Source organism: Bacillus cereus group sp. BfR-BA-01408 (genome assembly GCF_022663305.1).
Taxonomy (GTDB): domain Bacteria; phylum Bacillota; class Bacilli; order Bacillales; family Bacillaceae_G; genus Bacillus_A; species Bacillus_A pacificus.
Genome location: NZ_JAKUFF010000014.1, coordinates 1 through 22,930 on the forward strand (window position 1 = coordinate 1; position 22,930 = coordinate 22,930).

A 22,930-nucleotide genomic window follows, 5' to 3' on the forward strand; every position below is an offset into this window, starting at 1 on the left:
GTTGCCGCCAGAGCCGTTGCCGCCAGAGCCGTTGCCGCTAGAGTCGTTGCCGCGAGAGCCATTGCCGCCAGAGCCGTTGCCACCAGAGCCATTGTCACCAGAACCGCTACCATCGGAACCGTTGCCACCAGAATCACTATCGTCCTGAGAACCATCGTTTCCTGGTGGCTTATTATTATCTTTTGAGTTACCTTCTGCGAAATGATCGTTATTTTGTACAAGCGCATTTGTTACTGGAGAGAAGTTTTCTGTTGCTGCATTACCGATATTTAAACCACTAAAAAAAGATAAAGAAAGAGTTGATGCTAAAATGAAAATTTTCGTCATTGATTTCCTCCTGAAACATTAATATTCCATCTAAAATACATCTCTTTGTAATATTTCATAGGAAAAAGAGTTTTATGCAAAAAAAACTATATATAGAAAAAGGTGGTATATTTCTAAAGAGAGAAAAGAGTGAGTGTAAATTCTTTATAATAGTAGAGTGGTGGGAATTTCACACCCATTACAGTAGAGGAAGTGACAGCAGATGAAAGAGTATATTGCATTTGATATTGGTGGTACACAAATTAAATATGGAATTGTTTCAGAAACAGGAACAGTACTAAAGCATAAAACAGTTCCAACAGAAATTCATTTGGGCGGGGAACAAATCATTCAAAAACTCATTCTTTTATCAAAAAATTTAATGGGTAAACATACGATTTCGGGAATTGGCATTAGTACTGCGGGAATTGTTGACGTTAATAAAGGGATTGTGACGGGAGGTGCGGATCATATTCCAGGTTATAGTACGATTCCTATTATTAATAGATTGCAAGAGGTATTAAAAGTTCCTGTATCCATTGATAATGATGTGAATTGTGCAGCGTTCGGAGAAAAGTGGAATGGTAGTGCAAGAGAGAAAGAAAACTTTATTATGCTCACCCTTGGAACTGGTATTGGAGGAGCAATTTTTATAGATGGAGAGTTATATAGAGGGCATTTGTTTAGTGCTGGCGAATGGGGAAATATGTTAATAGAAGGAAAGCCGTTTGAAGAGATCGCTTCCATTTCAGGGTTAATTCGTCTTGTGCGAAAATATAAAGATGAAAGTGATTGGAATGGAAAAAAGATTTTCGAACTGTATGATAAAGGTGATAGGGAAGTTACCCAAGCAGTTGAGGTTTTCTTTAAACATTTAGCGATTGGAATTAGTAACCTTGCTTATATTTTTAATCCAGAAGTGATTGTTATAGGTGGAGGAATTACTGATAGGGGAAATGAGTTTTTAAAAGAAGTAAAAGAAGAGGTCAGTAAATACTTAAATAAAGAGATTTATAGTAATTGTGAGATTGAACTTGCGCAAAACGGTAATTGTGCAGGAATGGTTGGTGCTATTTACCACTTCTTACATCATCATAAGTAAATTATATGAATGTTTTCATATAACTGAGAATTTATCCTTTTTATCACTAGGTAAATAATGCTACAATATAAGGGAAGAATACAATATTTTCCGTCTTGGAAAATGCTTTGTAGAAAGGAAGAAACTGCATGCCTATTATTTTAGAAAAAGGTCAAAAGATCGATTTAACGAAAGGACAACCAAAAGTAGCAAAACTACAGGTTGGCTTAGGCTGGGATCCAATTGGGCAATCAGGTGGGTTTCTGTCTTCATTATTTGGAAGTAAACCAAATGTAGATTGTGATGCATCTGTTGTTATGTTAGAAGGAGATCGTTTTGTTAATAAAAACGATTTAGTATACTTCGGAAACAAACTTTCTACTTGTGGTAGTATTATTCATTCAGGAGATAATTTAACAGGTGAAGGCGAAGGTGACGATGAAACAATCTTTGTAGAATTGCATAAAGTCCCAAGTCGTATTAACCGTTTAGTATTCGTTGTAAATATTTATGATTGTGTAAACAGACGTCAAGACTTTGGTATGATTCGTAATGCTTACATTCGTATTCAAAATCCTCATACAGGTGAGGAATTAGCACGTTATAATTTATCAGAAAACTATGCTAGTAAAACAACTTTAATTGCAGGAGAAATGTATCGATACGAAAATGAGTGGAAGTTTTCAGCAGTTGGAGAAGGCACACAAGATAAAAACTTAAGTGAGATTGTATCACGTTATCAATAGGATAAACTAAGGAGGAATTTAAAATGGCATCTATTTCTTTAAAAAAGGGACAAAAGGTAGATTTAACAAAAACAAATCCAGGTTTATCAAAAGTACTTGTAGGGCTTGGCTGGGATACGAATCGTTATGATGGACAAGCTGATTTTGATTTAGATGTTAGTATCTTTTTAGTAGGTGCGAACGGTAAAGTTTCAGGCGCAGAGGATTTCGTTTTCTATAATAACCCAAAAGGCGCGAATGGTGCTGTAGAGCATTTAGGAGATAACAGAACGGGTGAAGGCGAAGGCGATGACGAGGCGATTAAAGTAGATTTGAAAAATGTACCTGCACATATCGAACGTATTTGTTTCACAATCACAATTTACGATGGAGAAGGCCGTAGCCAAAACTTTGGTCAAGTTTCTAACTCATTCGTACGTATTGTAGATGAAGAAAAGAATGCAGAGTTAATTCGTTACGATTTAGGAGAAGATTTCTCCATTGAAACAGCTGTTGTAGTAGGCGAATTATACCGCCATGCAGGTGATTGGAAGTTCAATGCAATCGGAAGTGGATTCCAAGGTGGATTAGCGTCTCTATGTAATAACTTTGGTTTAGATGTAGAGTAATAGATTAATATATCCATCGATGAAATGCATGTTTACTGATGGATATATTTTTTTAGATAAAAATATAGAGGTGAATATAAATGGCTATTCAGTTACAAAAAGGACAGAAAATCGATTTAGGTAAAACAAGCCCTGGCTTAACAAAAGCAGTAATTGGTCTTGGGTGGGATATTAAGTCTTATGATGGTGGAGCTGATTTCGATTTAGATGCATCTGCCTTTTTATTAGATATGAACGGAAAATGTACGAAGGAAACTGATTTTATTTTCTATAATAATTTACAGTCTCCTTGTGGATCAGTTTTACATACAGGTGATAACCGAACGGGTGAAGGTGAAGGCGACGATGAGCAACTTGTTGTAGATTTGAAGAAAGTTCCAGCAGATGTGCACAAAATTGCTATTACAGTTACGATTTATGATGCGGAAGGTCGTAGTCAAAACTTTGGACAAGTAGGAAATGCTTTCGTTCGTTTAGCAAATGAAGAAACGAATGAAGAAGTTCTTCGCTTCGATTTAGGGGAAGATTTCTCTATCGAAACAGCAGTTGTCTTTTGTGAATTATATCGTCATAATGGACAGTGGAAGTTTAATGCAGTAGGAAGTGGATTCCAAGGTGGTTTAGGTGCGCTTGTAAGAGCGTATGGCTTGGATGCATAGAAAGGAAACGATATTCGTTTCCTTTTTTTGACCTTTCTATAAATCTAGCAAAGAATAGGGGATATAGGTAAGATGAGTATTTTGCAAGGAATCCTTGATACGTATGCTCAGTTTTTCGACTTGGACATGTGGATTAAAGTGTTGCAAGATCCAGTATCGTGGGGATTAATAGGTACACTTGTTGTACTTGAAGGATTACTATCTGCTGATAACGCACTTGTGTTAGCGGTAATGGTAAAACACCTTCCAGAAGAGAAGCGTAAAAAGGCTTTATTCTATGGACTTATTGGAGCGTATTTATTCCGCTTTATTGCGATTGGAATTGGAATGTTCTTAATTAAATTAGCATGGGTAAAAGTGTTAGGTGCACTTTACTTAGCTTGGCTTTCAATTAAATACTTTATTGATAAAAGAAAAGGTAATGCAGAAGAAGAGGAAGCTCATGGTATGAACCAAAACAGTATTCTCTTCAGAATGTTTGGTGTCTTCTGGGGAACGGTTGCGATGGTCGAATTAATGGATATCGCGTTCTCTGTAGATAGTGTACTTGCTGCATTTGGTGTATCAAATGAAGTTTGGATTCTATTGTTAGGCGGAATGCTCGGTATTTTAATGATGCGTGGTATCGCTGGTGTATTCTTAAAGTTGTTAGAGCGTATCCCAGAACTTGAAACGACAGCATATATTTTAATCTTAATTATTGCAACAAAAATGCTATTGTCTGTTATTCATATTGAAATAAGCCATACATTGTTCTTCGTTATTTTAGTTGTAGCATTTGGAGCAACATTTGTACTTCACTACGTGAAGAATTCTGGACAAGCTAAAGAAGAAGTTGCTGCTACTAAAGAAGACAATAAATAATTGAAATGGGTTTGCTCGTTTTGCGAGCGCCCATTTTTTATAACCAAAAATAGTTTATAATAGAAGAAAGACTTAGAAAAAGTAAATGTTTTTGGAGGTGAACTGTTGTGTTTTCACGTTTTACACTTCAACCATATGCATTAAAAGATGAATCAGATGTAAAGCAATTTGAAACGCTTTTAGAAAAACGTCCACAATATGAGCTGACAGAGAATGAGATGAAATTTAGTTATATAGCATGTCGAATCCTTGGCGTTCCTAATGATGTAGATGAATATTTCAATGAATTATTTGATTATAGTGAAGCGAAAGGAATTGAAGTTTTACACGAACAAAATTTAAATAAAGTGATTGATTCAGAAAAGCTTCGTCACATTCAAGAGGTGTTCGGATTACATCAAGAAGCACCAAATGGTCTAACAGTAAATAGGCTAGTGGCACACTTATCTGGGAAACAACTTTTACCGAAAGTAGACAATCCGGATTTACAGCATTATATACATACAACATTTATTTCTGTATTGAAATTATATGAGAAACAACATAATCAATCTCTAAAGACAGAAGGCTTCCGTCGTTTCTTAATCGACATGATTAAATTAAGCGAAAATTACGTAGCGAAGTGGTTCTCTACGATTAACTATAAGAAACAAATGCCACGTATCGTTTGGTACGGTGATGCACAGGAAAGCCGTATATATTTCTTATACTTTCTTATTATGCTCGGCTGCGATGTACTTTATTATCACCCAGAAGGAAAAGATGGATTTGAGAATGTTGATGAGGAAGGAAGAAGTTTTATTGTGTCTCATCCAAGTCGCATTTCTCTTGAGCCATTTCCAGATCGCCGCCGCGAGCGTGTTGCAACAGTGGCATATCAAGCTTCAAAAGAAATTGAACAAGTACTTCACCACGATAATTCACTATTATACAAGCCGTGGCAATTCCGTTCATATACACCTGTAGCACGTACATTAAAAACAACATACGATGAACTATTTTTAATTACGAAAGAAAAGGCGTTTGTACGCCCGACATTCTTTGTTGAAAATAAACACATTTATATTCCATCCCTATTTGCGAAAATATCAGGTGTTTCAAAGAATGATAAAGAGTATTTTCAGCGATTAAAGGCTGTTACATCATTTGATAACAGTTTATTAATTAATACATTTCCGTTTACGAAAGAACAAAAAGCAAATTTCCAATACCATTATCGAGATGCATTAGACCGCGGAGGGAAATTGCATCCAGATTTAATTATGAACAGTCATTGGTGGCCGCATAAACGATTGCCAGAAGGATTACAACATGGTATTGCAGAAGCGATTATCCATACGTGTGAAAGTGAAATGTGTAAACCAATTGCAAAAGAGACGAAACAAGATGTAGCGCTATATGTTTTCGCGCAACTTTCTCAAATACCACCGAATATTTTAGAACAGCTTGAGAAATTTGATTATTCACAAGATGTACCGAAAATTGTTATATTTAATAATGAGAAGAGTGGAGAGTTAACTCGTTCTGATGCTGTTTTATTACTATTTTTAAATCAAATTGGAGTAGATGTATTCCATTTCAATCCAACGGGAAGAAACGATATTGAACCGTATATTGAAGCTGGGGCATTTGATTCACATTGGCTTGAAGAGGTTAATTTCGATCTTGAGTTTCATGGTTCATCAGCCTATAAAAATTTATCACAAACAATAAAAGGACTATTTCGTCCATTTTTATAAGGAAAGGGAGAATACCATATGAATAACCCAGTCGTACTAGATTCGAAAACAGAATTAAATGAGCAAACAGCACAAGATGTTCGCTTGCAACTTAGACAAGATGCGGATGTACAACGTATTTATAATGCGGTAGATATTAAAGATCAATTAGAATTAATTGAACTTGGAAAAGAACCTTCTATGGAAATTTCACGTTTTGCTGATCAAATTTTACATACGATGTCATTATCAAAGATAGAAGATTCTGGTGAATTATTAAAACAGCTTGGTAAAATTATGGACCGATTCGATAGCAAAGACTTTGCGGAAGAGAAAAGTGGTTTCTTCTCACGTATGTTCAAAAAAGCGGATAAAATGATTGAACAAATCTTTAGCAAGTATCAAACGATGGGCCGTGAAATTGATAAAGTGTATGTGGAAATTACGAAGTATCAAGATGAAATGAAAAAATCAATTGGTACGTTAGATGGTTTATATGAGCAAAACTTAAAATATTATTTAGACTTAGAAAAATACGTAGTAGCAGGAGAAATGTTATTAGAGCGTTTAAATACAGAGTTAGTTCCGATGTATGAAGAGCGTGTACGTAATAATGATCAATTAGCAGGTATTGAATTAGAGTCGCTTAAAAACTCTGTTGAAATTTTAGAACAACGTATTGATGATTTAGAAAAAGCGCGTATGGTTGCGTTACTGACAGCACCACAAATTCGAATGATTCAACGTGGTAATAATAAATTAATTGGTAAAATCAATACAGCATTTATTACGACGATTCCTATCTTTAAAAATGGTATCATTCAAGCGGTAAATGCGAAGCGTCAAAAGCTTGTTGCAGATTCCATGGCTGAACTGGATCGCCGTACAAATGAATTACTTAAGAAAAATGCACAAAATATCGCAACGCAAAGTGTGGAAGTAGCGAGATTATCCGGTTCTTCTAGTATTAAGATGGAAACACTTGAGGAAACTTGGAACATTATTTCAAGAGGTATGCAAGAAACACAACAAATTGAAGAGCAAAACAAACGTGAGCGTGAAGAAAGTCGCAAACGTATGGCTACATTAACTGAGAACATTAAAAAAGAATTACAAGGGTAAATGAAAAGGCAATGAGGACTATTCCTCATTGCCTTTTAGTTTTTCTTCGCTAATTTAATGATTTCATTCACAACGAGCGGAATGATACTTAATAAGAGAACAAATCCCCAATCTCGCAGCGTTAATGCATGCACACCGAATATATTTGCAAGGGGCGGAATGGAGATGATACAAACTTGCATAAGAACACCGATAAGAAGGGAGAAGACTAAATATTTATTTGTAAAAATCCCAATTGAAAAAATTGATTTCGTTCTTGAACGCAAGTTAAATGAATGAACGAGCTGAGAAAAACTAAGAACGACAAATGCCATCGTTTGAGCGTGTAATAGAGCATCCTCATCAATTCGCTCTGGGAAAAGAGGGAATAAATTTGTATCTCCAGTATAGAACTTTGCTCCGGCGATAAAGGCTATTAGCGTTAAAAGTCCAATGACAACCCCATTGAAAATAAGGAAAGGAACGCTACCGCTAAATAAGCTTTCTTTCGCATGTCGTGGTTTTTCCTTCATTACATCAGGATCTTCAGGATCCACCCCAAGTGATAATGCAGGCAGCGTATCTGTAATTAAATTTACCCACAAAATGTGAATAGGTCGTAGTGGTGTTGCCCAGCCGAGTAAAATGGCTAAAAATAAAGTGATAATTTCTCCGAAGTTACAAGAGAGTAGGAAGAGAATTGATTTTTTTATGTTACGATAAATGTTTCTACCTTCCTCAACAGCTTTCACGATAGATGAGAAATTATCATCTGTTAATACGACATCCGCTGCCCCTTTTGCAACGTCTGTTCCTGTAATGCCCATCGCTACGCCAACATCTGCTTGTTTTAAAGATGGAGCGTCATTGACGCCATCACCAGTCATAGAAACGATATTGCCTTTTGCACGTAATGCTTTTACGATCTTTACTTTATGTTCTGGAGAGACTCTAGCGAATACATGTAAGTGATCAATTTTGCTTGCTAGTTCTGTATCTGAAATGTTATCTAATTCAGTTCCAATCATAATTTCACATATGTCTTCAGCAATGCCAAGTTCTTTGGCAATGGCGAAGGCGGTATCTTTATGGTCACCAGTAATCATAACTGTGCGAATACCGGCTTTTTTACATTCTGTAATGGAATCTTTTACTTCAGTTCGCGGTGGATCAATCATACCGACAAGACCAATAAAGATGAGGTTTTCTTCGAGATGATCTATATCCACATTGCTTGAATTGTATTGTTTAAATGCGAATGAAAGTACTCTTAAAGCTTCTCGGGACATTGCCCTGGCAGCTTCTAATATTTGATTTTTATCAGCCTCTGTTAGAACTTCGATTTTACCGTTTTTCAATATGTGGGTACACCGAGGTAAGAGCTTATCGATAGCACCTTTCGTCATGCTATAGTAGCTTTCATCGTATGTATGTACAGTTGACATCATTTTACGATCTGAATCGAAAGGTAGCTCATTAATACGTTCATGTATTTTTTCTAAATAATCTTTTTGCATATTAAAAGTGCTTCCGGCAACGAGAAGAGCAATTTCAGTCGGGTCTCCCGTTTGTGATTCATTGTTGTAAGACGCATCGTTACATAGCACCATATTTTCTAACAATAGACGTTGCACATCATTATTTACATTTAAATTTTCTAATTGATCGTATGTGTTATCACTATAAAAGTGAGTAACGGTCATTTTATTTTGTGTTAACGTACCTGTTTTATCTGAACAAATAATTGTGACAGAACCGAGAGCTTCGACAGCTGGTAGTTTCCGAATGATAACATTTTGTTTAATCATACGCTGCACACCAATTGCAAGAACGATGGAAACGATAGCTGGCAAACCTTCTGGAATAGCTGCAACGGCTAAACTAATAGCAGTCATAAACATTTCTAGTGTATCTCGTCTTTGTAAAAAGCCGATGAGAAACATAACGATACAAATCGCTACAGCAACAAAGCCTAAATACTTTCCGACTTGTGCTAAGCTTTTTTGAAGTGGTGTCATATCATCGTCTGCTTCATGCAACAGGGTAGCAATCTTACCAATTTGTGAGTTCATTCCAGTTTCAACAGCAACACCGACGCCTCTTCCGTATGTTACAAGGGTAGACATGAAGGCCATGTTTTTTTGATCACCGAGTGGTACTTGTTCATCACTTTGCATGGAAGGGTGGTAGATTGCATCTTTATCAACAGGGACAGATTCACCAGTTAGAGCAGATTCTTCAACTTTTAAATTTGCGGTTTCGATAAGGCGTAAATCGCATGGGATATATCGTCCGGCGTCGAGCATAACGATATCACCTGGAACGACGTGCTCAGATGGAATTTCTTTTAGTTCACCATCTCGCTTGACGATAGCTTTAGGTGTCGCCATCTTTTTCAATGCCTCTAAAGCTTGTTCTGCTTTCGATTCTTGGACGACACCGATAACAGCATTTAAAACTACAACGAGTGCAATAATACTTGCATCAGCCCATTCACCTACAAAGGCTGAAATAAGAGCAGCAATAATAAGGACATATACGAGGACGTCATTAATTTGGGCGAAAATACGTTGCCATAAAGTGCGTTTTTGTTTTGTAGCTAATTCATTAGAACCGTATTGCTTTAAACGTTCACTTGCAATTTCTTCTGTTAAACCGTGTTGTTCATTTGTTTCTAAGTCGATTAATGTTTGATCTTTCGTCTTACTGTACCAATTGCTCATAAGTAAGCACCTCCAGTAAAAACAGTTAGCAATGGTAGTGTTGCTATTATTTGTGAGTAGTATGTATGGAGAAAAAATCTAAGGTGAGGTTCTACTTCTATTGTACAATATTTTACAGTTGCTTGAGGGAAAGAGAAGAGTTGTCATGAATTTGTTGGAAATAAAAAAGAGCCTCATAAACGAGGCTTTTTACTTTTTAATTAATGTACCTAATTCTTCTGTAATAGCTTGCATTTCACTAATGCTGAATGTTTCACGTTTCATAACATGCTCATAAATGTCACGTAAGTCTTCGTACATTTCTTCATTAAAGCTAGCAGCTCTCATCGCTCCAGCATTAACCATACGTAATTTTTCTTTAATAGCTTCGACCATATATTCAACGTTTTCTTCTGACTTTACGGATAAATCCACCGAAGTGTCCCCCTTTAAAATAACATAAGGCTATCTTAACATTTTTTATCATTTTCGTTAATGAATCTTTTCAATCCTATTAAATTAGTAGGGATTTCCTTTATATTTAATAATTGGTTGTTTATACTATAAGTATATATAAAGAAATGCACCAAGAAAGGAAGAAACAAAAATATGGTTCAAGTATTGTTTGTTTGTCTTGGGAACATTTGCCGTTCTCCAATGGCAGAAGCGATTTTTCGAGATCTTGTCGTAAAAAAGGGACTCGAAGAGAAAATTGTCATTGATTCTGCAGGAACTGGAGATTGGCATGTTGGCCATCCGCCACATAAAGGAACACAAAAAATTTTAAAAGAAAATGCAGTCACTTTTGAAGGAATTAAAGCAAGGCAAGTAGAAAAAGAAGACTTAACAAAGTTTGATTATATTATTGCCATGGACAACAAGAATATAGCAGATTTAAAAAGTTTAGGTAAAACTGGAGGCTATATTGGTAGGCTGTCCGATTTTGTTCCAGACGGTGGCTGGACAGACGTTCCCGACCCTTACTATACAGGGAATTTCCAAGAAGTATATGACCTTGTAACAGAAGGGTGTGCAAAGCTATTAGCTTTCATTCGAAAAGAACAAGGAATATGAGGAAGCTTAGAAAGAAATACTTTCTAACATAAGAAATGAAAGGGTGAAGGAATATGGCAAAGAAAAATAATATTGCTCGAAACATTGCGATTGGTGTAGCTGCAGGTGTAGCTGTATCTATGTTGAAGAAAGAAAACCGTGAAAAAGTAAAAAATACTGCAGAAAAAGCAAAAACAAAGATGATTGAAATTGGTGAAAATGCAAAGATCAAAGAAAAAGTGCAAACTGTTACAGATAAAGGACGCGAACTTGCTGATTTAAATGTAGTGAAAGCAAAAGTAGCAGAAATTAAAAAATTGACGCCGTCTGTTGTAGAGACGTTAAAAGAAACGAAAGAAATTTTTAGTAAGAAAAAGGTTGAGCCAGCAGAGAAGCCAGAAACGATTGAAATTCAAGCTGTTTCTCCAAAGGTAGATGAGCTGAAGGCAGAAGAAGAGCCGGTAGTTGCTGAAGATGGCGGTATGAAAGAAGCGCGTGAACTATTTATGAAAGACTCCAATGTAGAGGAAAAAAAAACTGAAGCGTACATTGAGTTGAAGCAAGATAAAGAAGAGAAGAAAAGCGTTTAACCATATATGAGAAAAATTTTAGAAAAGGTGAGAAGAAATCGTACTTATTCGTTTGGTAAAGATTTATATGACCGAACGATGCGCGATGATGTAGCGGGCTTGGCAGCACAGCTCGCTTATTTCTTCTTGCTTGCGATTTTTCCTGGGCTTGTTTTCTTAATTACGCTTCTTGGATTCATTGACCTTCAAACAGAAAGTGTGCTCAACTTATTAGAACCGTACGTACCCGAAGATGCAATGTCTTTAATTGAAGTAAACGTTGATAAAGTTGTAAATGAGCAAAATGGTGGTTTATTATCATTTGGTTTATTATCAATGCTATGGTTTGCTTCAAATGGTGTAAATGCGGTGATGAATGCTTTTAACCGTGCGTATGATGTAACGGAAACACGTTCTTTTATTAAAACGAGAGCTTTATCAATTGTGTTTACGTTAGCGATTATTTTTATGATTGTGTTTGCGCTAATTGTTCCAGTGTTTGGACAAGTCATTGGGGCAGCTGTATTTAAAGCAATTGGTTTATCGGATAGCTTTTCTTACGTGTGGAGTATTACGCGTTTAGTAGCGAGTTTCTTCGTGTTATTTGCATTGTTTAGTTTTTTATATACATTTGCACCAGATCGAAAATTAAAAAGAAGAGAAGTCATTTCAGGAGCAACATTTGCTACTGTAGGATGGATTGTGGTATCGTACTCATTTGCTTATTATGTAGATAAGTTTGCGAATTACGCCAATACATATGGTGGTCTCGGTGGTATTATTATTTTAATGTTATGGTTTTACTTAACTGGATGGGTAATTTTACTTGGCGGCGAAATTAATGGTTTACTCCATCATTATAGGACGGGTGACAATAATTCCCGTAATGAAAAGTGAGCTCTTGTTCCATAATAAAAAGGAACAGGGGGGATATTTCATGAGTAATAATAAAAAGAATCACAACAATAAAAATAACAATAAGCAAAAGAGCAGTTCGCATCCAAAGCATAAAACGAGTGGTAGTGCGAACGGTCATAATAGCTACCATTAGAAAAAACGGGTCCTCTATGAGGGACCCGTTTTATTTGTTTCCTTTTAATAATCGTAAGCCATTCAAAATAACAAGAATCGTACTTCCTTCATGCCCGATAACACCGAATGGAAGAGCTAAAAATTGTAAGAAGTTTGAACAAATGAGCATTGCAATTACAGCTAGTGAAAAGATTACGTTTTGCTTTACAATACGGTTCATTCGCTTTGATAAACGGATTGCTTGTGAAAGTCGAGATAACTCGTTCTTCATAAGTACAACGTCTGCCGTTTCTAAAGCTACGTCTGTTCCTTCTCCCATCGCTACACCAATGCTAGCAGTAGCGAGTGCAGGGGCATCATTTATACCATCTCCGACCATTGCTACTGTCCCGTATTTTTCTTTTAGCTTTTTAATCGTTTCAACTTTTGTTTCTGGTAAGCATGATGCGTAATATTCCTTTATATTACTTTCAGAGGCAATAGCTTTTGCTGTTTCTTCATTATCTCCAGTAATCATAATGGCCTCGACACCGATGCTTTGTAATTCGCGAATAGCAGCTATTGTCTCTTGGCGAAGAGTATCTTTTAAAGCGATAAGTCCAAGGATGCCATCCTCATCACTAATATAAACCACAGTTTTACCTTCTTTTTCAAGTGAGGCAGAAATACCATTATGAAATGTCTTTGTTTCTTCACCGATAAAATCAGCTTTACCTATTTTATAAGCTTTGTTTTCGAATATTCCTTTTAGCCCAAAACCAGTTACATCTTCAACGTTTTCTGGTTTTTTTAATGTAATGTCATACGCATGTTTGGCATATTTCACAATAGATTCAGCTAAAGGATGTGTAGAGTGACTTTCAATTGCTGCTGTAATAGAAAGTACTTCTTTTTCTGTCATATTTTCTCGAACATATACATCTGTTACAGTAGGTTTTCCTTCTGTTAATGTTCCTGTTTTATCAAAGGCAATAGCTTTTACTGAAGCGAGACGTTCTAAATGTATGCCACCTTTAAAGAGAATTCCGTTTCTTGCGCCGTTAGAAATAGCAGATAACGTTGCTGGTGTAATGGCAGCAACGAGTGCACAAGGAGATGCGACTACAAGTAAAATCATAGCGCGATAAAACGTTTCATTCCAGCTCCAATCCAGCAAGAAATGAGGGACGAACATCATAAGCGCAACAACGAGTAGTACACCTTTTACATATGTTCCTTCAAACTTTTCGATGAATAGTTGTGATGGTGATTTTTCACTCTGTGCACTTTGAACGAGACGGATAATCTTTTGGAATAATGTTTGATCGCTCGGCTTCGTAATTGTAACTTCGATAGCACCGCGTAAATTTACAGTACCAGCAAATACTTCATCACCATATTTTTTTTCATTTGGAATGGGTTCACCAGTAATCGCTGCCTCATCGATATTTGTTTCACCGCTATGAATTGTACCGTCAGCAGGAACGCGCTCACCTGGTTTAATTAGAATAATGTCGTTAATTTGTAATCGTCCAACAGGAACACGTTCCTCAGTTCCGTTTGAAATACGTAATGCTTCTTCAGGTTGTAGATCAAGAAGCGCTGAAATTTCTTTTTGACTTTTACTTAATGTATAAGATTCCATCGCACCGCTTAGTGCGAAGATAAAGATTAAAATCGCGCCTTCTGCCCAGTAGCCAATGATTGCAGCGCCGATAGCAGCAAAGAGCATAAGCATTTCGACATTTAGCTCTTTCTCCTCAATTGTATCTTCAATACCTTCTTTTGCTTTTGCATATCCACCAACTATATAAGCAAGGATATAGCAAGTAATGCCTACATTCATTACATCGTTCTTTGTGAATAACCAACCAGCTAAAATGAAAATACCAGATGCGATTGCAAATATAAGTTCATAATGTTTCTTTAATGTATCCCATAAAGAGGGATGAGAAATAGACTTTTGTACTTGTAATGTTTTTACTTCTGAGTTCATTACTACTCGCTCCTTCCAAATTCTTATTGAGAAAAAGAATCAAAATCGAAACCCCTATAAAACGACGAAAGCTGCCATCCATAATGGATAGCAGCATTTCTGTTGAAACTGATTTTAATAGTTATTATGTTGTAATTATTCTATAGTATAGCATATGTTTTCGTTAGATGATATATTTTTGTTTGTTTAGAAACTGAAAACTTGTGTTTTCTCAATTCCTTTGGTATATATGAATACTGTTCATAAAAAGATCGGAAAGGAAGACAACAAGTGAAGACAGAGAAATTTTTTACCCATCCGATTGGCGTATTTATTGCTGCAATAGTAGCAACTTTTTTATGGGGAAGCGCATTTCCTTTTATTAAATTAAGTTATGCTGAACTTGGAATTCAGCCACAAGAAGTTGGAGAGCAAATATTATTTGCTGGCTATCGTTTCTTTTTATCTGGGGTTATGCTTTTATTCTTCTTTAAAGCGTTAGGAAAAGATATGAGCTTCAAAAAAGGAACGGGGAAGCAGTTAGTACAAATTGGCTTATTTCAAACATTTCTTCAATATATATGTTTTTATATTGGGATGAGTTATAGCTCTGGTATTGAAGGAGCTATCATTTCAGGAACATCATCATTCTTTCAAATTTTACTCGCGCACTTCTTATATAAAGACGATGCGCTCAATATGAGAAAAATAATTGGAGTCTCTATCGGATTTTGTGGTGTCGTTTTAGTAAATGTACCGAGTGATGGTAGTTTGTCATTCCATTTCGGAATCGGTAGTTTATTACTTCTGAGTGCAGCAATGTTGTACTCGTATGGGAATATATTGGCGAAAGAAGGTAGTAAAACATTAGATGTTGGCTATATGACAGCATACCAAATGATTTTTGGTTCTATCGGGCTATTATGTATAGGGGCTTTGCAAGTTGGAGTTATGCCATTTACATTCAGTGTACATGCAATACTTATGCTGATTTACTTATCTTTCTTATCCGCAGCAGGATTTTGCATTTGGAATACAATTATGAAGTACAACAAGGTTGGAAAAGTATCAATGTATATGTTCTTTATACCTGTATTTGGTGTGTTATTATCGAGCATGATTTTAGGAGAAGCAATTCATTCATTTGTACTATTCGGTTTAGCATGTGTAGCCGCGGGAATTATCGTCGTGAATCGGACGCCAGCTAAGCAAAAAATAGAGCAAGAAAAACAAGTAGCATAGAAAGAGAAGACGATTACAAAAGAAGAACAGTACAGTTCTTCTTTTTTTAAATAGAAAAAGGATAATAGACTAGGTGTAACGAAAAAAGATACAAAAAGCATTTATTGGGGAGAACATGTTATGAATCTACTTTATATGGTATTAATTGGACAAATCATTCTTTTTTTAATTGGTGCAATGTACGCAATAGGGCAGACGAAAAAAACAAGAAATAACATGCCGTTACCTTTAGCGGTGCGTCTTATTCTTAGTTTTTCGTTAACAGCAAGTGCAATTTGGATATGGTTACAAGATCCATCAGTAGATTATAGTACGTGGGTTGCACTAGGTATGACGTTATCAACTGTAGGGGATTTATTTATGGCAGGTTTAATTCCAATTGGTCACAGGCTAATTGGAGGGATGATTACTTTCGCGCTTGCGCATTGTTTTTATGTAAAAGCATTTTTGCAAACAGGCATTTCATGGAATGGTTTTTGGATTGGTTTACTTGTATACGGACTCTTTCTCATTATAGGATGGTTCTTCTTTATTCGAAATGAGAAACAGGATAAATTGTTTACGATAGGAGCGCTAATTTACGGATTGTGGGTTGGAGGCATGGCTTGCTTTGCGTTCGCCTTATACTATGAGAATACAGGAATATGGTGGATACCAGCTTTTGGTGGCTTACTATTTGTCATTTCTGATTTTATTATTGGCGTGACAGATATTGGAGGACGCAAATTAAAGTATGAACCACTTTGGATTTGGTTTACATATGTAGCGGCTCAAATGTGTATTGTATATGTGGGAATATAAAAAGATACTCTTCGAATAGTGGATAGACTATTTGAAGAGTATCTTTTTTGTTACTATGCTACAATGTTTTTTTGTTGTAGAGCAGAAAGGCTGTATTCATCTGCTGCTTTATAACCTTGGGATAATAAATCATTGATGTAAAGCTTGTTGTAAATAAAGCAGAAGACTAAGTTAGAGAATCCGAATGTAAACATACTAGCGACTAAAATAATTAAAAACCATTTCCAGTCTCCACGGAATATAGCAGGGAAGAAACCAAAGAAAAATACAGTCCAACTAAAACCAATTTTTGCTTGTTTAATTTGACCGGTATTTTCATTTTTAAGCATAACTTTCATAGAAAAAGTCCTCCTAAGTAACTAAAAATATAATGATAAATGCAAGATATAGTATATCAAAATAATACATTATTGAATATTATTATTTATATTTTTGTAATATTAGAATTGTATAATTCAGAATTTTGTGGAAAATAGACGGTTGAAGTCTTTATAATAAAAGTAAAAAGACGATGAGATGGTGGAATGATGCAAAAGAAAAAACGTTTGCGTGAATTCTTTGGAACAATTGCAATTGCTTGTTTGCTCGTGTTTTTGGTGAAAATTTTCGTGTTTTTTCCTACGACTGTAAAAGGGGCGTCTATGAAGCCAACGTTACAAGATGGGGATAAGGTGATTGTGAATAAGTTGGCAAAGCAATTTGAAAGTTATGGGAGAGAAGATATTATTGTTGTAAAGACAGATAATTTTTATGTGAAAAGGGTTATTGGTTTGCCTGGCGATGTTATTGAGGTGAGAAATGATCAATTATATGTGAATCATGAAGTGATAGAGGAAGCGTATTTGTATAGTAATAAAAAACAAGCTGAAAAAAAACTTATGAATTTAACGGAGGACTTTGGACCGATTACAGTTCCTAAAAATAAGATTTTTGTTATGGGAGATAATCGCTTAATAAGCAGAGATAGTAGAAATGGTTTAGGACTCATTGATAAAGCGGATGTATTAGGAGAATTAGCGGCAATTTATTATCCATTCGAACATATGAAAATAATGAATTAAAGTAAAAAACCAAGCAAATTTCAGTTTGCTTGGTTTTTATCCCGCTTTAATGGGCAGTAAGACCCCCCTCAAAATTCAGCGAAAGCAAGGAAGTTAGGTGGGGGATCAACTGCCCATAAAAGTCCGATTGGTTCAACTAATAATCAGTGGGGGATGAAGCTCCCCCACTGATTAAAGTTTCACTTTATGTTAAATCGTAGGAGACTCATTAAATTCATAGACGTCTTCATTGTTTTTGTTCGTACTTAAAACGAATTTGTGCTGCAATAGTTGCAGTTTAAAGAATGCTAACGGATCGTGATAAGTTTCTGGATTGCTTCTTAACGTTGCTAATGTTTGCTCGTCTTCCTGTATTTCAAGTTGAGCGGCTTCTACATTTTGTTTCAATATGCTAAGTGGATCTTTAAAGAACATCATGATATCTCGTTCTAATGCGCCTTCAAATACTTCAAATTGAAGGAAGAATTGTTTTGAGATTGTTTGAGCAATTTCCGTATAATCTTCCGTTTCAATGTATTGTTTATATTTGTTTGCAAGCATAGATTGATTTTTTTGCATGTTACCAAACAGTTTTCCTGCACTCTTTAAGAAAAATTGTGTTGGTGTAAAGCGTAATAAAATATTGATGTTCGATACTGTAATTCTATTTGTCATACGTACAACATCTCGATGCCAATCATCTAGTAATTTGAAATCGCAAGGAAGTTTCATACGTTCTTCTTTATATAATTTATTAAACGTTTCACTCATTTCATCTAAATAAGATTGAGCCTGAATAAATTCATTATGTGCTGTTTCAATCCACTCTTGAATAAACCCAGTAAATTTAGGAAGAAGTACCTGTTGTACATGTTTTTGAATTCGTTCGTTCATCGCAGTATTTAATTCTTCATGAACTAATTTGAAATCACTATCTTCTTGAACAAGGTCAGAGCAGCTCTGTAATAATTCAGGAATTTGAGAATGGATATCTCGTGTGATTTCTTCTTTTGTTAAAAGATAAGATTCTGTAATAGAACGAATTTTATCTTTTTCAAGAGCAGTAAGATTGTTAATAAATCCGTTTAGTTTTACTGAGATATGTTTATTCCAACGTACTGATTTGACTAATGTATTTTCTAATTCCACACGTTCATTTACAAGGTATGCGATTGTCTTTTGAGTAAACCATATTAGTTTTTCGATACGTTCTTGTTCTATATCTCGTTCTGCTAGATTAGAAAGAATAGACTCTGTCACGTCCCCAAGTTGCTGGCTCCCCTCTTGTGAAGGAGAGTATGGGAAGAACTGCGCATTTGGGAAATGGACTTTCATCTTACTCATTAGTTTTTCATTCGTATCCGCACTATTTGTGTGTAATACGAAATGAATTTGTAAGTTTGGTACTTGTTCACGTAAATAAAGTAATATATCAAGTTCTTCACCATGTAACGATGAAGCAGAATTTAATACGTAAATAAGGCTATCTGCGGCTTGTAAGTATTCAAAATATGAGCTGTTTTTATCCACTTGTCCTTGAACAGATGGTGTAACAAGAAATGCAAATTTATTCTTTCTCAAAAATCTACTTGGTAATTTAATTTCTATACATTTGTTCTCAAGTTCTGATTGTTCAGGTGTAGCCATTATTTGATGGAATTCATCAAAGTTCGGTATATTGTGCACATCTAACGCAGTGAATTCTGTTATTTCAGTTTGGCTATCATCTTTAAATAGAATAGGAGTTGTTATAGTTTCAGTTAAGATGTTTTCTCCTAATATTGAATTGACGAATGATAATTTATCATGGTCACTAGTTCCCGCAATTAGTAATTTTGTAACATTTAAATCACATAGTTCATGAACGAGTAACGTAAATTGATGACTTAAATCTACATCATTTTTTTCAGCCCATACAGCAATTGTTTCGAATAAATGAGAAACAGTTTCCATATTTATATTTGTTTCAGCTGTTGAATTAGAGAGTAGGGCTCCCGCACTTTTTACGAGTAATGACTCTAAAGTTGTAGGTGAAACTTCATTCCACGCTAACACTGCAGCAGAGACGAATAGGGCGTCTTTTGCTCTCGTTAAACTAAACCAATTTGTTAATAAGTCAGGTACAAGTCCTTGCATTTCATGCATGAAATGTTCACCAGTAATTAATTCAAAGTACGTATCTTGATAGCGTTCAACAATTTCATGCCAATCGTCATTGTTGTCTGTCTCAATATGTAAGAATAAATGATTGATTGTTTGAATCCAAGGTAGATGTGATTTTTCATTTTGATAGCTGTTCCAAAGAGCGATAACAAGTTCCTTAAATTGGACTTGATCAATTGCATATAAAGCTTTTAAAGATTCATAGAAATATTCTGGTTTGATTTGTTTCGTAAATCCTTGATTCACATAATTAATTAAAGTATCGAACCAATGTAATGATTTTGTTCGAATTCCTTCTTGAACGGCAAGTTCGATGGCGTTATTCCAATCTTCTTGTTTTTCATAGAACGAGCGAGCAATTGAAGTAATATTTGGATAGTCAGGTTGAAATGCAACAGCTTCACTAATCGTCTTAAATGCTAGACCTAAACGATCTTGTTCGATATAAAGAGAAAGAAGTTGTAAGGAAACTTCCATTGTAAGAGTTGTATCTTCCGTTTGGATAGATTGATACATTTCTTCTGCTTTTGGTAAGAATCCTAGTTCAAAATAAGCATCTGCAATATTTTTGGTTGCCCAAAGTGCAAGCTCATTATTTACTTTCTCCCATTTAAATATCGCTGCTTCAAAGTCTTTATTTTGGTAATACAATTCACCTTGAGCAAAGCGAATATTAGAAATGTTGGAGAATTCATTTGTAGATTCATTTATATATGCTTCACCGAGTACTTCTGATACTGGAGTAGAAGTTTCTTCTGTTAAAAATGTTTTATAGTAAACCTTTTGGATAAATTGATTTTCAATGGTCATGTTCGTTCCCCCTGTATAATTTAGAAAAATGATGTTGTATGTAAAGGGTGCATGTTCTTTTAATAGGTAGAAGTTGCATTATATCGACCAAACTATGTTTTTGCTAGGTATATCATTTTTCCTGAGAGTTAAACCGTTGCGAAAAGTAACTTTCCTTTATTGTAACAAAAAAACAAGCATATGAATTTTTATTTTTTAATCCCGGTATTTGTGGATAGTAAGATTAGCCCTTCAAGAAGAGATAGATATAAGGGAAGAAGGCGGGAGTCTAGCACATGATTGATGTGCACTAAGAATGAGCGAGGTCACTGATTAATAGTTCAATTTCTTCCTACTAAAGGAATGGATAGAAGTAGAGTTCATTATAAAAACAATGTATAGTGAATATGTATACCATGTTTGTCTGAAAGATAGAAAGGGCACAATATGGAATAACGATCGTGTATAGGATGTGTCTTCCGAATGGAACAACATATTGGCGAGTTAATCGCACATTATGGGTATTTTGGAATTATTATAGCTTTGGCCGGTGGGATTGTTGGATTACCGATACCAGACGAGTTTTTATTGACTTTCGTTGGTTATAACGTTTCAAAAGGCGTTATGTCAGGAGCTGCTGCGTTTTTAAGTGGGATGGCTGGTGCGATGTTAGGCATTACATTAAGCTACATATTAGGTTTAAAACTTGGACTCCCTGTTTTAAAAAAATATGGACCGAAAATTAGAATTAAAGAACATCACATTGAAAAAACACATATTTTATTTGAAAAATATGGCCCATTTCTTTTAATAGTTGGTTATTTTATCCCAGGAGTACGTCATTTAACAGCGTATTTTGCTGGGATGTCGAATTTAACACTTTGGCGTTTTTGTTTGTACGCTTACGGTGGTGCGTTTATTTGGATAAGTGTTTTTATTGGACTTGGCTGGAAGTTAGGAGAGAAGTGGCGTTTTGTTGAGTATAGTTTGCATCATTATGGAATATGGATTTTATCCATTTCAGTAGTTGTTACATGTGTCGTATGGTTTTACATAAAGAAAAAGAAAAACCGCGAGTAGCGGTTTTTTTAGCTGAAAGCAATAAATAGTACACCAGCTGTAATAAAGACAACACCAATACCAGTCATAAAGTTTAATTTTTCGCCGAGTATAATCATAGCGAGAATGATAGAAAATACGACGCTTAATTTATCGACAGGAGCTACTTGTGAAACTTTTCCTGTTTTAAGTGCAAGAAAATAAAATAGCCATGACGAAGCACCTGCAACTCCACTTAATGTGATAAAAAGCAGTGCTTTTTTATTTAGAAGTACGTCGCCAATATTTTGAAATTTACCTTGTATAATAATAACGCCTACCATAAATAATGCCATGATAATAGAACGAACTGTCGTAGCAACATTGGCATCGATTCCATCTAAACCAATCTTACCGAAAATAGATACAAGGGCAGCAGCAATTGCTGATAATAGTGCGAATAAGAGCCATGAACTCATAGTAAAATTCCTCCAATCTTACATTATTATACATGAAAATCATTCTCACGTATAAAGTGAATGGGGTTTTACCGCCTCGCAAAGAGCTGGATAGATAAAGAAATAATCCCCACCTTATATTTTTCATAAGGTGGGGATTATTATACTACTCTGCAATTTCTTCATATAAAAAGTACGTTACATTATAAATATGTTCTACTTCATCATCTGTCATAAACAATAATTCGTCACGCTCAATCCCTTTTTTCTTTTCGATAAACTCAATCATGTTTTTACGTTCTTCTCTTTTCATCAATTTTATTTCTCCTCTCAATCTGTTTTAATACAGTTTATTTAAGTTAATGCTATTATATAACAGAATCTTTAGAAAGTTCCACCTATTTTATTGTTTTTTTCAGAAGAACTTTTCGACAAAACAAGCCCACCTAAAGGGGGGCTTGTTTCACTTTATAGTCGTAAAAACTCGGGCTCCGTCGTACCGGCACCATCGATGTAATAAATTGTATCGGGGTTGATTTTAATTAGTACATAATTAGGGTCTTCAGGACCGAGTAACCAACGCTTTAAGCTATTATTCCAAAACTTGTTTTTTAATGTGGAGTCTTCCTCGATGGAGGCTAAGCCTTCCACTTCGATATAATCTTCATCTAATTTTTTTCCTTCACGACCAAGTAGTACATGTACATTTGGATTGTTTTCAATATCTGTTATCTTTTTTGATTGTCGATCTGTTGCAACATATAGTACAAAATCTTCGTGGAAAAACATCATAAAGGCGCTATGAGGTTTCTCATTTCGTACTGTAGATAATACACCGGTACGTTGACCTTGAATAATAGTTGCGATTTTTTCTTTTAAGTGCATAATTTTAACCCCTTTTCATAATTTATAATTCTGTCTGTTTCAACAAGATAATTTAAATATCTTTCATACTGTTTTCTTCAATCCGATTTTTTAAACGCAATTGTGATGAAATCGGACAAGT

Annotated in this window: 22 protein-coding genes and 1 pseudogene; 14 read left to right on the forward strand and 9 right to left on the reverse strand. The window is 35.3% G+C overall.

Annotated features, from left to right (window positions below):
• Positions 1–327: pseudogene (locus MR083_RS09185) on the reverse strand (cell wall anchor protein); the annotation flags it as partial.
• A gap of 202 nt (positions 328–529) precedes the next feature.
• Here MR083_RS09185 and MR083_RS09190 point away from each other — a divergent pair.
• The 7 genes from MR083_RS09190 (at position 530) to MR083_RS09220 (ending at position 7,104) form a co-directional block, all read left to right on the forward strand.
• Positions 530–1,408 carry an ROK family protein gene (locus MR083_RS09190; protein ID WP_000666136.1) on the forward strand — a complete coding sequence of 293 codons (879 nt, stop codon included), beginning with the start codon at positions 530–532 and terminating at the stop codon, positions 1,406–1,408.
• A 128-nt stretch (positions 1,409–1,536) separates the two neighbouring features.
• On the forward strand, positions 1,537–2,133 hold the full coding sequence (locus MR083_RS09195) for a TerD family protein (RefSeq protein WP_001121593.1): 597 nt from the start codon (positions 1,537–1,539) through the stop codon (positions 2,131–2,133).
• 23 nt (positions 2,134–2,156) lie between these two features.
• Positions 2,157–2,741, forward strand: coding sequence for a TerD family protein (locus tag MR083_RS09200; RefSeq protein ID WP_000146721.1), 585 nt, complete (start codon positions 2,157–2,159; stop codon positions 2,739–2,741).
• Between the two features lie 80 nt (positions 2,742–2,821).
• A complete protein-coding gene (locus MR083_RS09205; RefSeq protein ID WP_001007530.1) occupies positions 2,822–3,400 on the forward strand; it encodes a TerD family protein in 579 nt (192 codons plus the stop codon).
• Between the two features lie 72 nt (positions 3,401–3,472).
• Positions 3,473–4,264: a TerC family protein gene (locus MR083_RS09210; protein WP_000025691.1), complete on the forward strand. Its 792-nt coding sequence runs from the start codon at positions 3,473–3,475 to the stop codon at positions 4,262–4,264.
• Between the two features lie 107 nt (positions 4,265–4,371).
• Positions 4,372–6,003: a YceG family protein gene (locus MR083_RS09215; protein ID WP_000492880.1), complete on the forward strand. Its 1,632-nt coding sequence runs from the start codon at positions 4,372–4,374 to the stop codon at positions 6,001–6,003.
• Positions 6,004–6,021: 18 nt separating this feature from the next.
• The gene (locus MR083_RS09220; protein ID WP_001064413.1) at positions 6,022–7,104 is read left to right on the forward strand and encodes a toxic anion resistance protein; all 1,083 of its coding nucleotides are present in this window, start codon (positions 6,022–6,024) and stop codon (positions 7,102–7,104) included.
• A gap of 35 nt (positions 7,105–7,139) precedes the next feature.
• Here MR083_RS09220 and MR083_RS09225 read toward each other — a convergent pair whose 3' ends face one another.
• Together MR083_RS09225 and MR083_RS09230 are read right to left on the reverse strand one after the other, a co-directional pair.
• On the reverse strand, positions 7,140–9,806 hold the full coding sequence (locus MR083_RS09225) for a cation-translocating P-type ATPase (RefSeq protein WP_000073702.1): 2,667 nt from the start codon (positions 9,804–9,806) through the stop codon (positions 7,140–7,142).
• Between the two features lie 189 nt (positions 9,807–9,995).
• The gene (locus tag MR083_RS09230) at positions 9,996–10,220 is read right to left on the reverse strand and encodes a DUF1128 domain-containing protein (RefSeq protein WP_000366197.1); all 225 of its coding nucleotides are present in this window, start codon (positions 10,218–10,220) and stop codon (positions 9,996–9,998) included.
• Positions 10,221–10,394: 174 nt separating this feature from the next.
• On the opposite strand from MR083_RS09230, the gene MR083_RS09235 reads away from it, so the two are divergent.
• From MR083_RS09235 to MR083_RS09245, 3 genes are read left to right on the forward strand one after another with little or no spacing between them, the layout of a single operon-like run.
• Complete coding sequence (locus MR083_RS09235) at positions 10,395–10,859, forward strand: low molecular weight protein-tyrosine-phosphatase (RefSeq protein WP_000250914.1); 465 nt, start codon at positions 10,395–10,397, stop codon at positions 10,857–10,859.
• A gap of 53 nt (positions 10,860–10,912) precedes the next feature.
• Positions 10,913–11,428 carry a DUF4075 domain-containing protein gene (locus tag MR083_RS09240; RefSeq protein WP_001085393.1) on the forward strand — a complete coding sequence of 172 codons (516 nt, stop codon included), beginning with the start codon at positions 10,913–10,915 and terminating at the stop codon, positions 11,426–11,428.
• A gap of 6 nt (positions 11,429–11,434) precedes the next feature.
• Positions 11,435–12,304, forward strand: coding sequence for a YihY/virulence factor BrkB family protein (locus MR083_RS09245; RefSeq protein ID WP_001226530.1), 870 nt, complete (start codon positions 11,435–11,437; stop codon positions 12,302–12,304).
• Positions 12,305–12,488: 184 nt separating this feature from the next.
• Here MR083_RS09245 and MR083_RS09250 read toward each other — a convergent pair whose 3' ends face one another.
• Positions 12,489–14,414 (reverse strand): heavy metal translocating P-type ATPase, encoded by a 1,926-nt coding sequence (locus tag MR083_RS09250; RefSeq protein WP_001083785.1) that lies wholly within the window; start codon positions 14,412–14,414, stop codon positions 12,489–12,491.
• Positions 14,415–14,684: 270 nt separating this feature from the next.
• Here MR083_RS09250 and MR083_RS09255 point away from each other — a divergent pair, with 270 nt between their 5' ends.
• Together MR083_RS09255 and MR083_RS09260 are read left to right on the forward strand one after the other, a co-directional pair.
• Entirely contained in the window at positions 14,685–15,635 is a 951-nt protein-coding gene (locus tag MR083_RS09255) for a DMT family transporter (protein WP_000845690.1), read from the forward strand.
• 120 nt (positions 15,636–15,755) lie between these two features.
• The gene (locus MR083_RS09260; RefSeq protein ID WP_001051060.1) at positions 15,756–16,436 is read left to right on the forward strand and encodes a lysoplasmalogenase; all 681 of its coding nucleotides are present in this window, start codon (positions 15,756–15,758) and stop codon (positions 16,434–16,436) included.
• Positions 16,437–16,489: 53 nt separating this feature from the next.
• Here MR083_RS09260 and MR083_RS09265 read toward each other — a convergent pair whose 3' ends face one another.
• Positions 16,490–16,774, reverse strand: coding sequence for a hypothetical protein (locus tag MR083_RS09265; RefSeq protein WP_000867043.1), 285 nt, complete (start codon positions 16,772–16,774; stop codon positions 16,490–16,492).
• A gap of 186 nt (positions 16,775–16,960) precedes the next feature.
• Here MR083_RS09265 and lepB point away from each other — a divergent pair, with 186 nt between their 5' ends.
• Entirely contained in the window at positions 16,961–17,497 is a 537-nt protein-coding gene (gene lepB / locus MR083_RS09270) for a signal peptidase I (RefSeq protein ID WP_011039965.1), read from the forward strand.
• A gap of 189 nt (positions 17,498–17,686) precedes the next feature.
• On the opposite strand, the gene MR083_RS09275 is transcribed toward lepB, so the two are convergent.
• The gene (locus MR083_RS09275) at positions 17,687–20,449 is read right to left on the reverse strand and encodes a tetratricopeptide repeat protein (protein WP_000151448.1); all 2,763 of its coding nucleotides are present in this window, start codon (positions 20,447–20,449) and stop codon (positions 17,687–17,689) included.
• Positions 20,450–20,911: 462 nt separating this feature from the next.
• Between MR083_RS09275 and MR083_RS09280 the strand changes: the two genes are divergently transcribed.
• A complete protein-coding gene (locus tag MR083_RS09280; RefSeq protein ID WP_000434852.1) occupies positions 20,912–21,508 on the forward strand; it encodes a DedA family protein in 597 nt (198 codons plus the stop codon).
• 8 nt (positions 21,509–21,516) lie between these two features.
• Here MR083_RS09280 and MR083_RS09285 read toward each other — a convergent pair whose 3' ends face one another.
• The 3 genes from MR083_RS09285 to MR083_RS09295 all read right to left on the reverse strand — a co-directional run bounded on the left by MR083_RS09285 (position 21,517) and on the right by MR083_RS09295 (position 22,809).
• The gene (locus MR083_RS09285) at positions 21,517–21,945 is read right to left on the reverse strand and encodes an EamA family transporter (protein ID WP_000100306.1); all 429 of its coding nucleotides are present in this window, start codon (positions 21,943–21,945) and stop codon (positions 21,517–21,519) included.
• A 145-nt stretch (positions 21,946–22,090) separates the two neighbouring features.
• Positions 22,091–22,237 (reverse strand): BH0509 family protein, encoded by a 147-nt coding sequence (locus MR083_RS09290; protein WP_000817786.1) that lies wholly within the window; start codon positions 22,235–22,237, stop codon positions 22,091–22,093.
• 155 nt (positions 22,238–22,392) lie between these two features.
• A complete protein-coding gene (locus MR083_RS09295) occupies positions 22,393–22,809 on the reverse strand; it encodes a pyridoxamine 5'-phosphate oxidase family protein (RefSeq protein WP_000550219.1) in 417 nt (138 codons plus the stop codon).
• Positions 22,810–22,930 lie beyond the last annotated feature (121 nt).

What these genes read in the sequence shown, in the direction of transcription:
- MR083_RS09190 (WP_000666136.1), top strand. Translation starts at nt 530, where the DNA reads ATGAAAGAGTATATTGCATTTGATATTGGTGGTACACAAATTAAATAT.
- MR083_RS09195 (WP_001121593.1), top strand. Translation starts at nt 1,537, where the DNA reads ATGCCTATTATTTTAGAAAAAGGTCAAAAGATCGATTTAACGAAAGGA.
- MR083_RS09200 (WP_000146721.1), top strand. Translation starts at nt 2,157, where the DNA reads ATGGCATCTATTTCTTTAAAAAAGGGACAAAAGGTAGATTTAACAAAA.
- MR083_RS09205 (WP_001007530.1), top strand. Translation starts at nt 2,822, where the DNA reads ATGGCTATTCAGTTACAAAAAGGACAGAAAATCGATTTAGGTAAAACA.
- MR083_RS09210 (WP_000025691.1), top strand. Translation starts at nt 3,473, where the DNA reads ATGAGTATTTTGCAAGGAATCCTTGATACGTATGCTCAGTTTTTCGAC.
- MR083_RS09220 (WP_001064413.1), top strand. Translation starts at nt 6,022, where the DNA reads ATGAATAACCCAGTCGTACTAGATTCGAAAACAGAATTAAATGAGCAA.
- MR083_RS09225 (WP_000073702.1), bottom strand. Translation starts at nt 9,806, where the DNA reads ATGAGCAATTGGTACAGTAAGACGAAAGATCAAACATTAATCGACTTA.
- MR083_RS09235 (WP_000250914.1), top strand. Translation starts at nt 10,395, where the DNA reads ATGGTTCAAGTATTGTTTGTTTGTCTTGGGAACATTTGCCGTTCTCCA.
- MR083_RS09240 (WP_001085393.1), top strand. Translation starts at nt 10,913, where the DNA reads ATGGCAAAGAAAAATAATATTGCTCGAAACATTGCGATTGGTGTAGCT.
- MR083_RS09245 (WP_001226530.1), top strand. Translation starts at nt 11,435, where the DNA reads ATGAGAAAAATTTTAGAAAAGGTGAGAAGAAATCGTACTTATTCGTTT.
- MR083_RS09250 (WP_001083785.1), bottom strand. Translation starts at nt 14,414, where the DNA reads ATGAACTCAGAAGTAAAAACATTACAAGTACAAAAGTCTATTTCTCAT.
- MR083_RS09260 (WP_001051060.1), top strand. Translation starts at nt 15,756, where the DNA reads ATGAATCTACTTTATATGGTATTAATTGGACAAATCATTCTTTTTTTA.
- MR083_RS09265 (WP_000867043.1), bottom strand. Translation starts at nt 16,774, where the DNA reads ATGAAAGTTATGCTTAAAAATGAAAATACCGGTCAAATTAAACAAGCA.
- lepB (WP_011039965.1), top strand. Translation starts at nt 16,961, where the DNA reads ATGATGCAAAAGAAAAAACGTTTGCGTGAATTCTTTGGAACAATTGCA.
- MR083_RS09275 (WP_000151448.1), bottom strand. Translation starts at nt 20,449, where the DNA reads ATGACCATTGAAAATCAATTTATCCAAAAGGTTTACTATAAAACATTT.
- MR083_RS09280 (WP_000434852.1), top strand. Translation starts at nt 20,912, where the DNA reads ATGGAACAACATATTGGCGAGTTAATCGCACATTATGGGTATTTTGGA.
- MR083_RS09285 (WP_000100306.1), bottom strand. Translation starts at nt 21,945, where the DNA reads ATGAGTTCATGGCTCTTATTCGCACTATTATCAGCAATTGCTGCTGCC.
- MR083_RS09290 (WP_000817786.1), bottom strand. Translation starts at nt 22,237, where the DNA reads ATGAAAAGAGAAGAACGTAAAAACATGATTGAGTTTATCGAAAAGAAA.
- MR083_RS09295 (WP_000550219.1), bottom strand. Translation starts at nt 22,809, where the DNA reads ATGCACTTAAAAGAAAAAATCGCAACTATTATTCAAGGTCAACGTACC.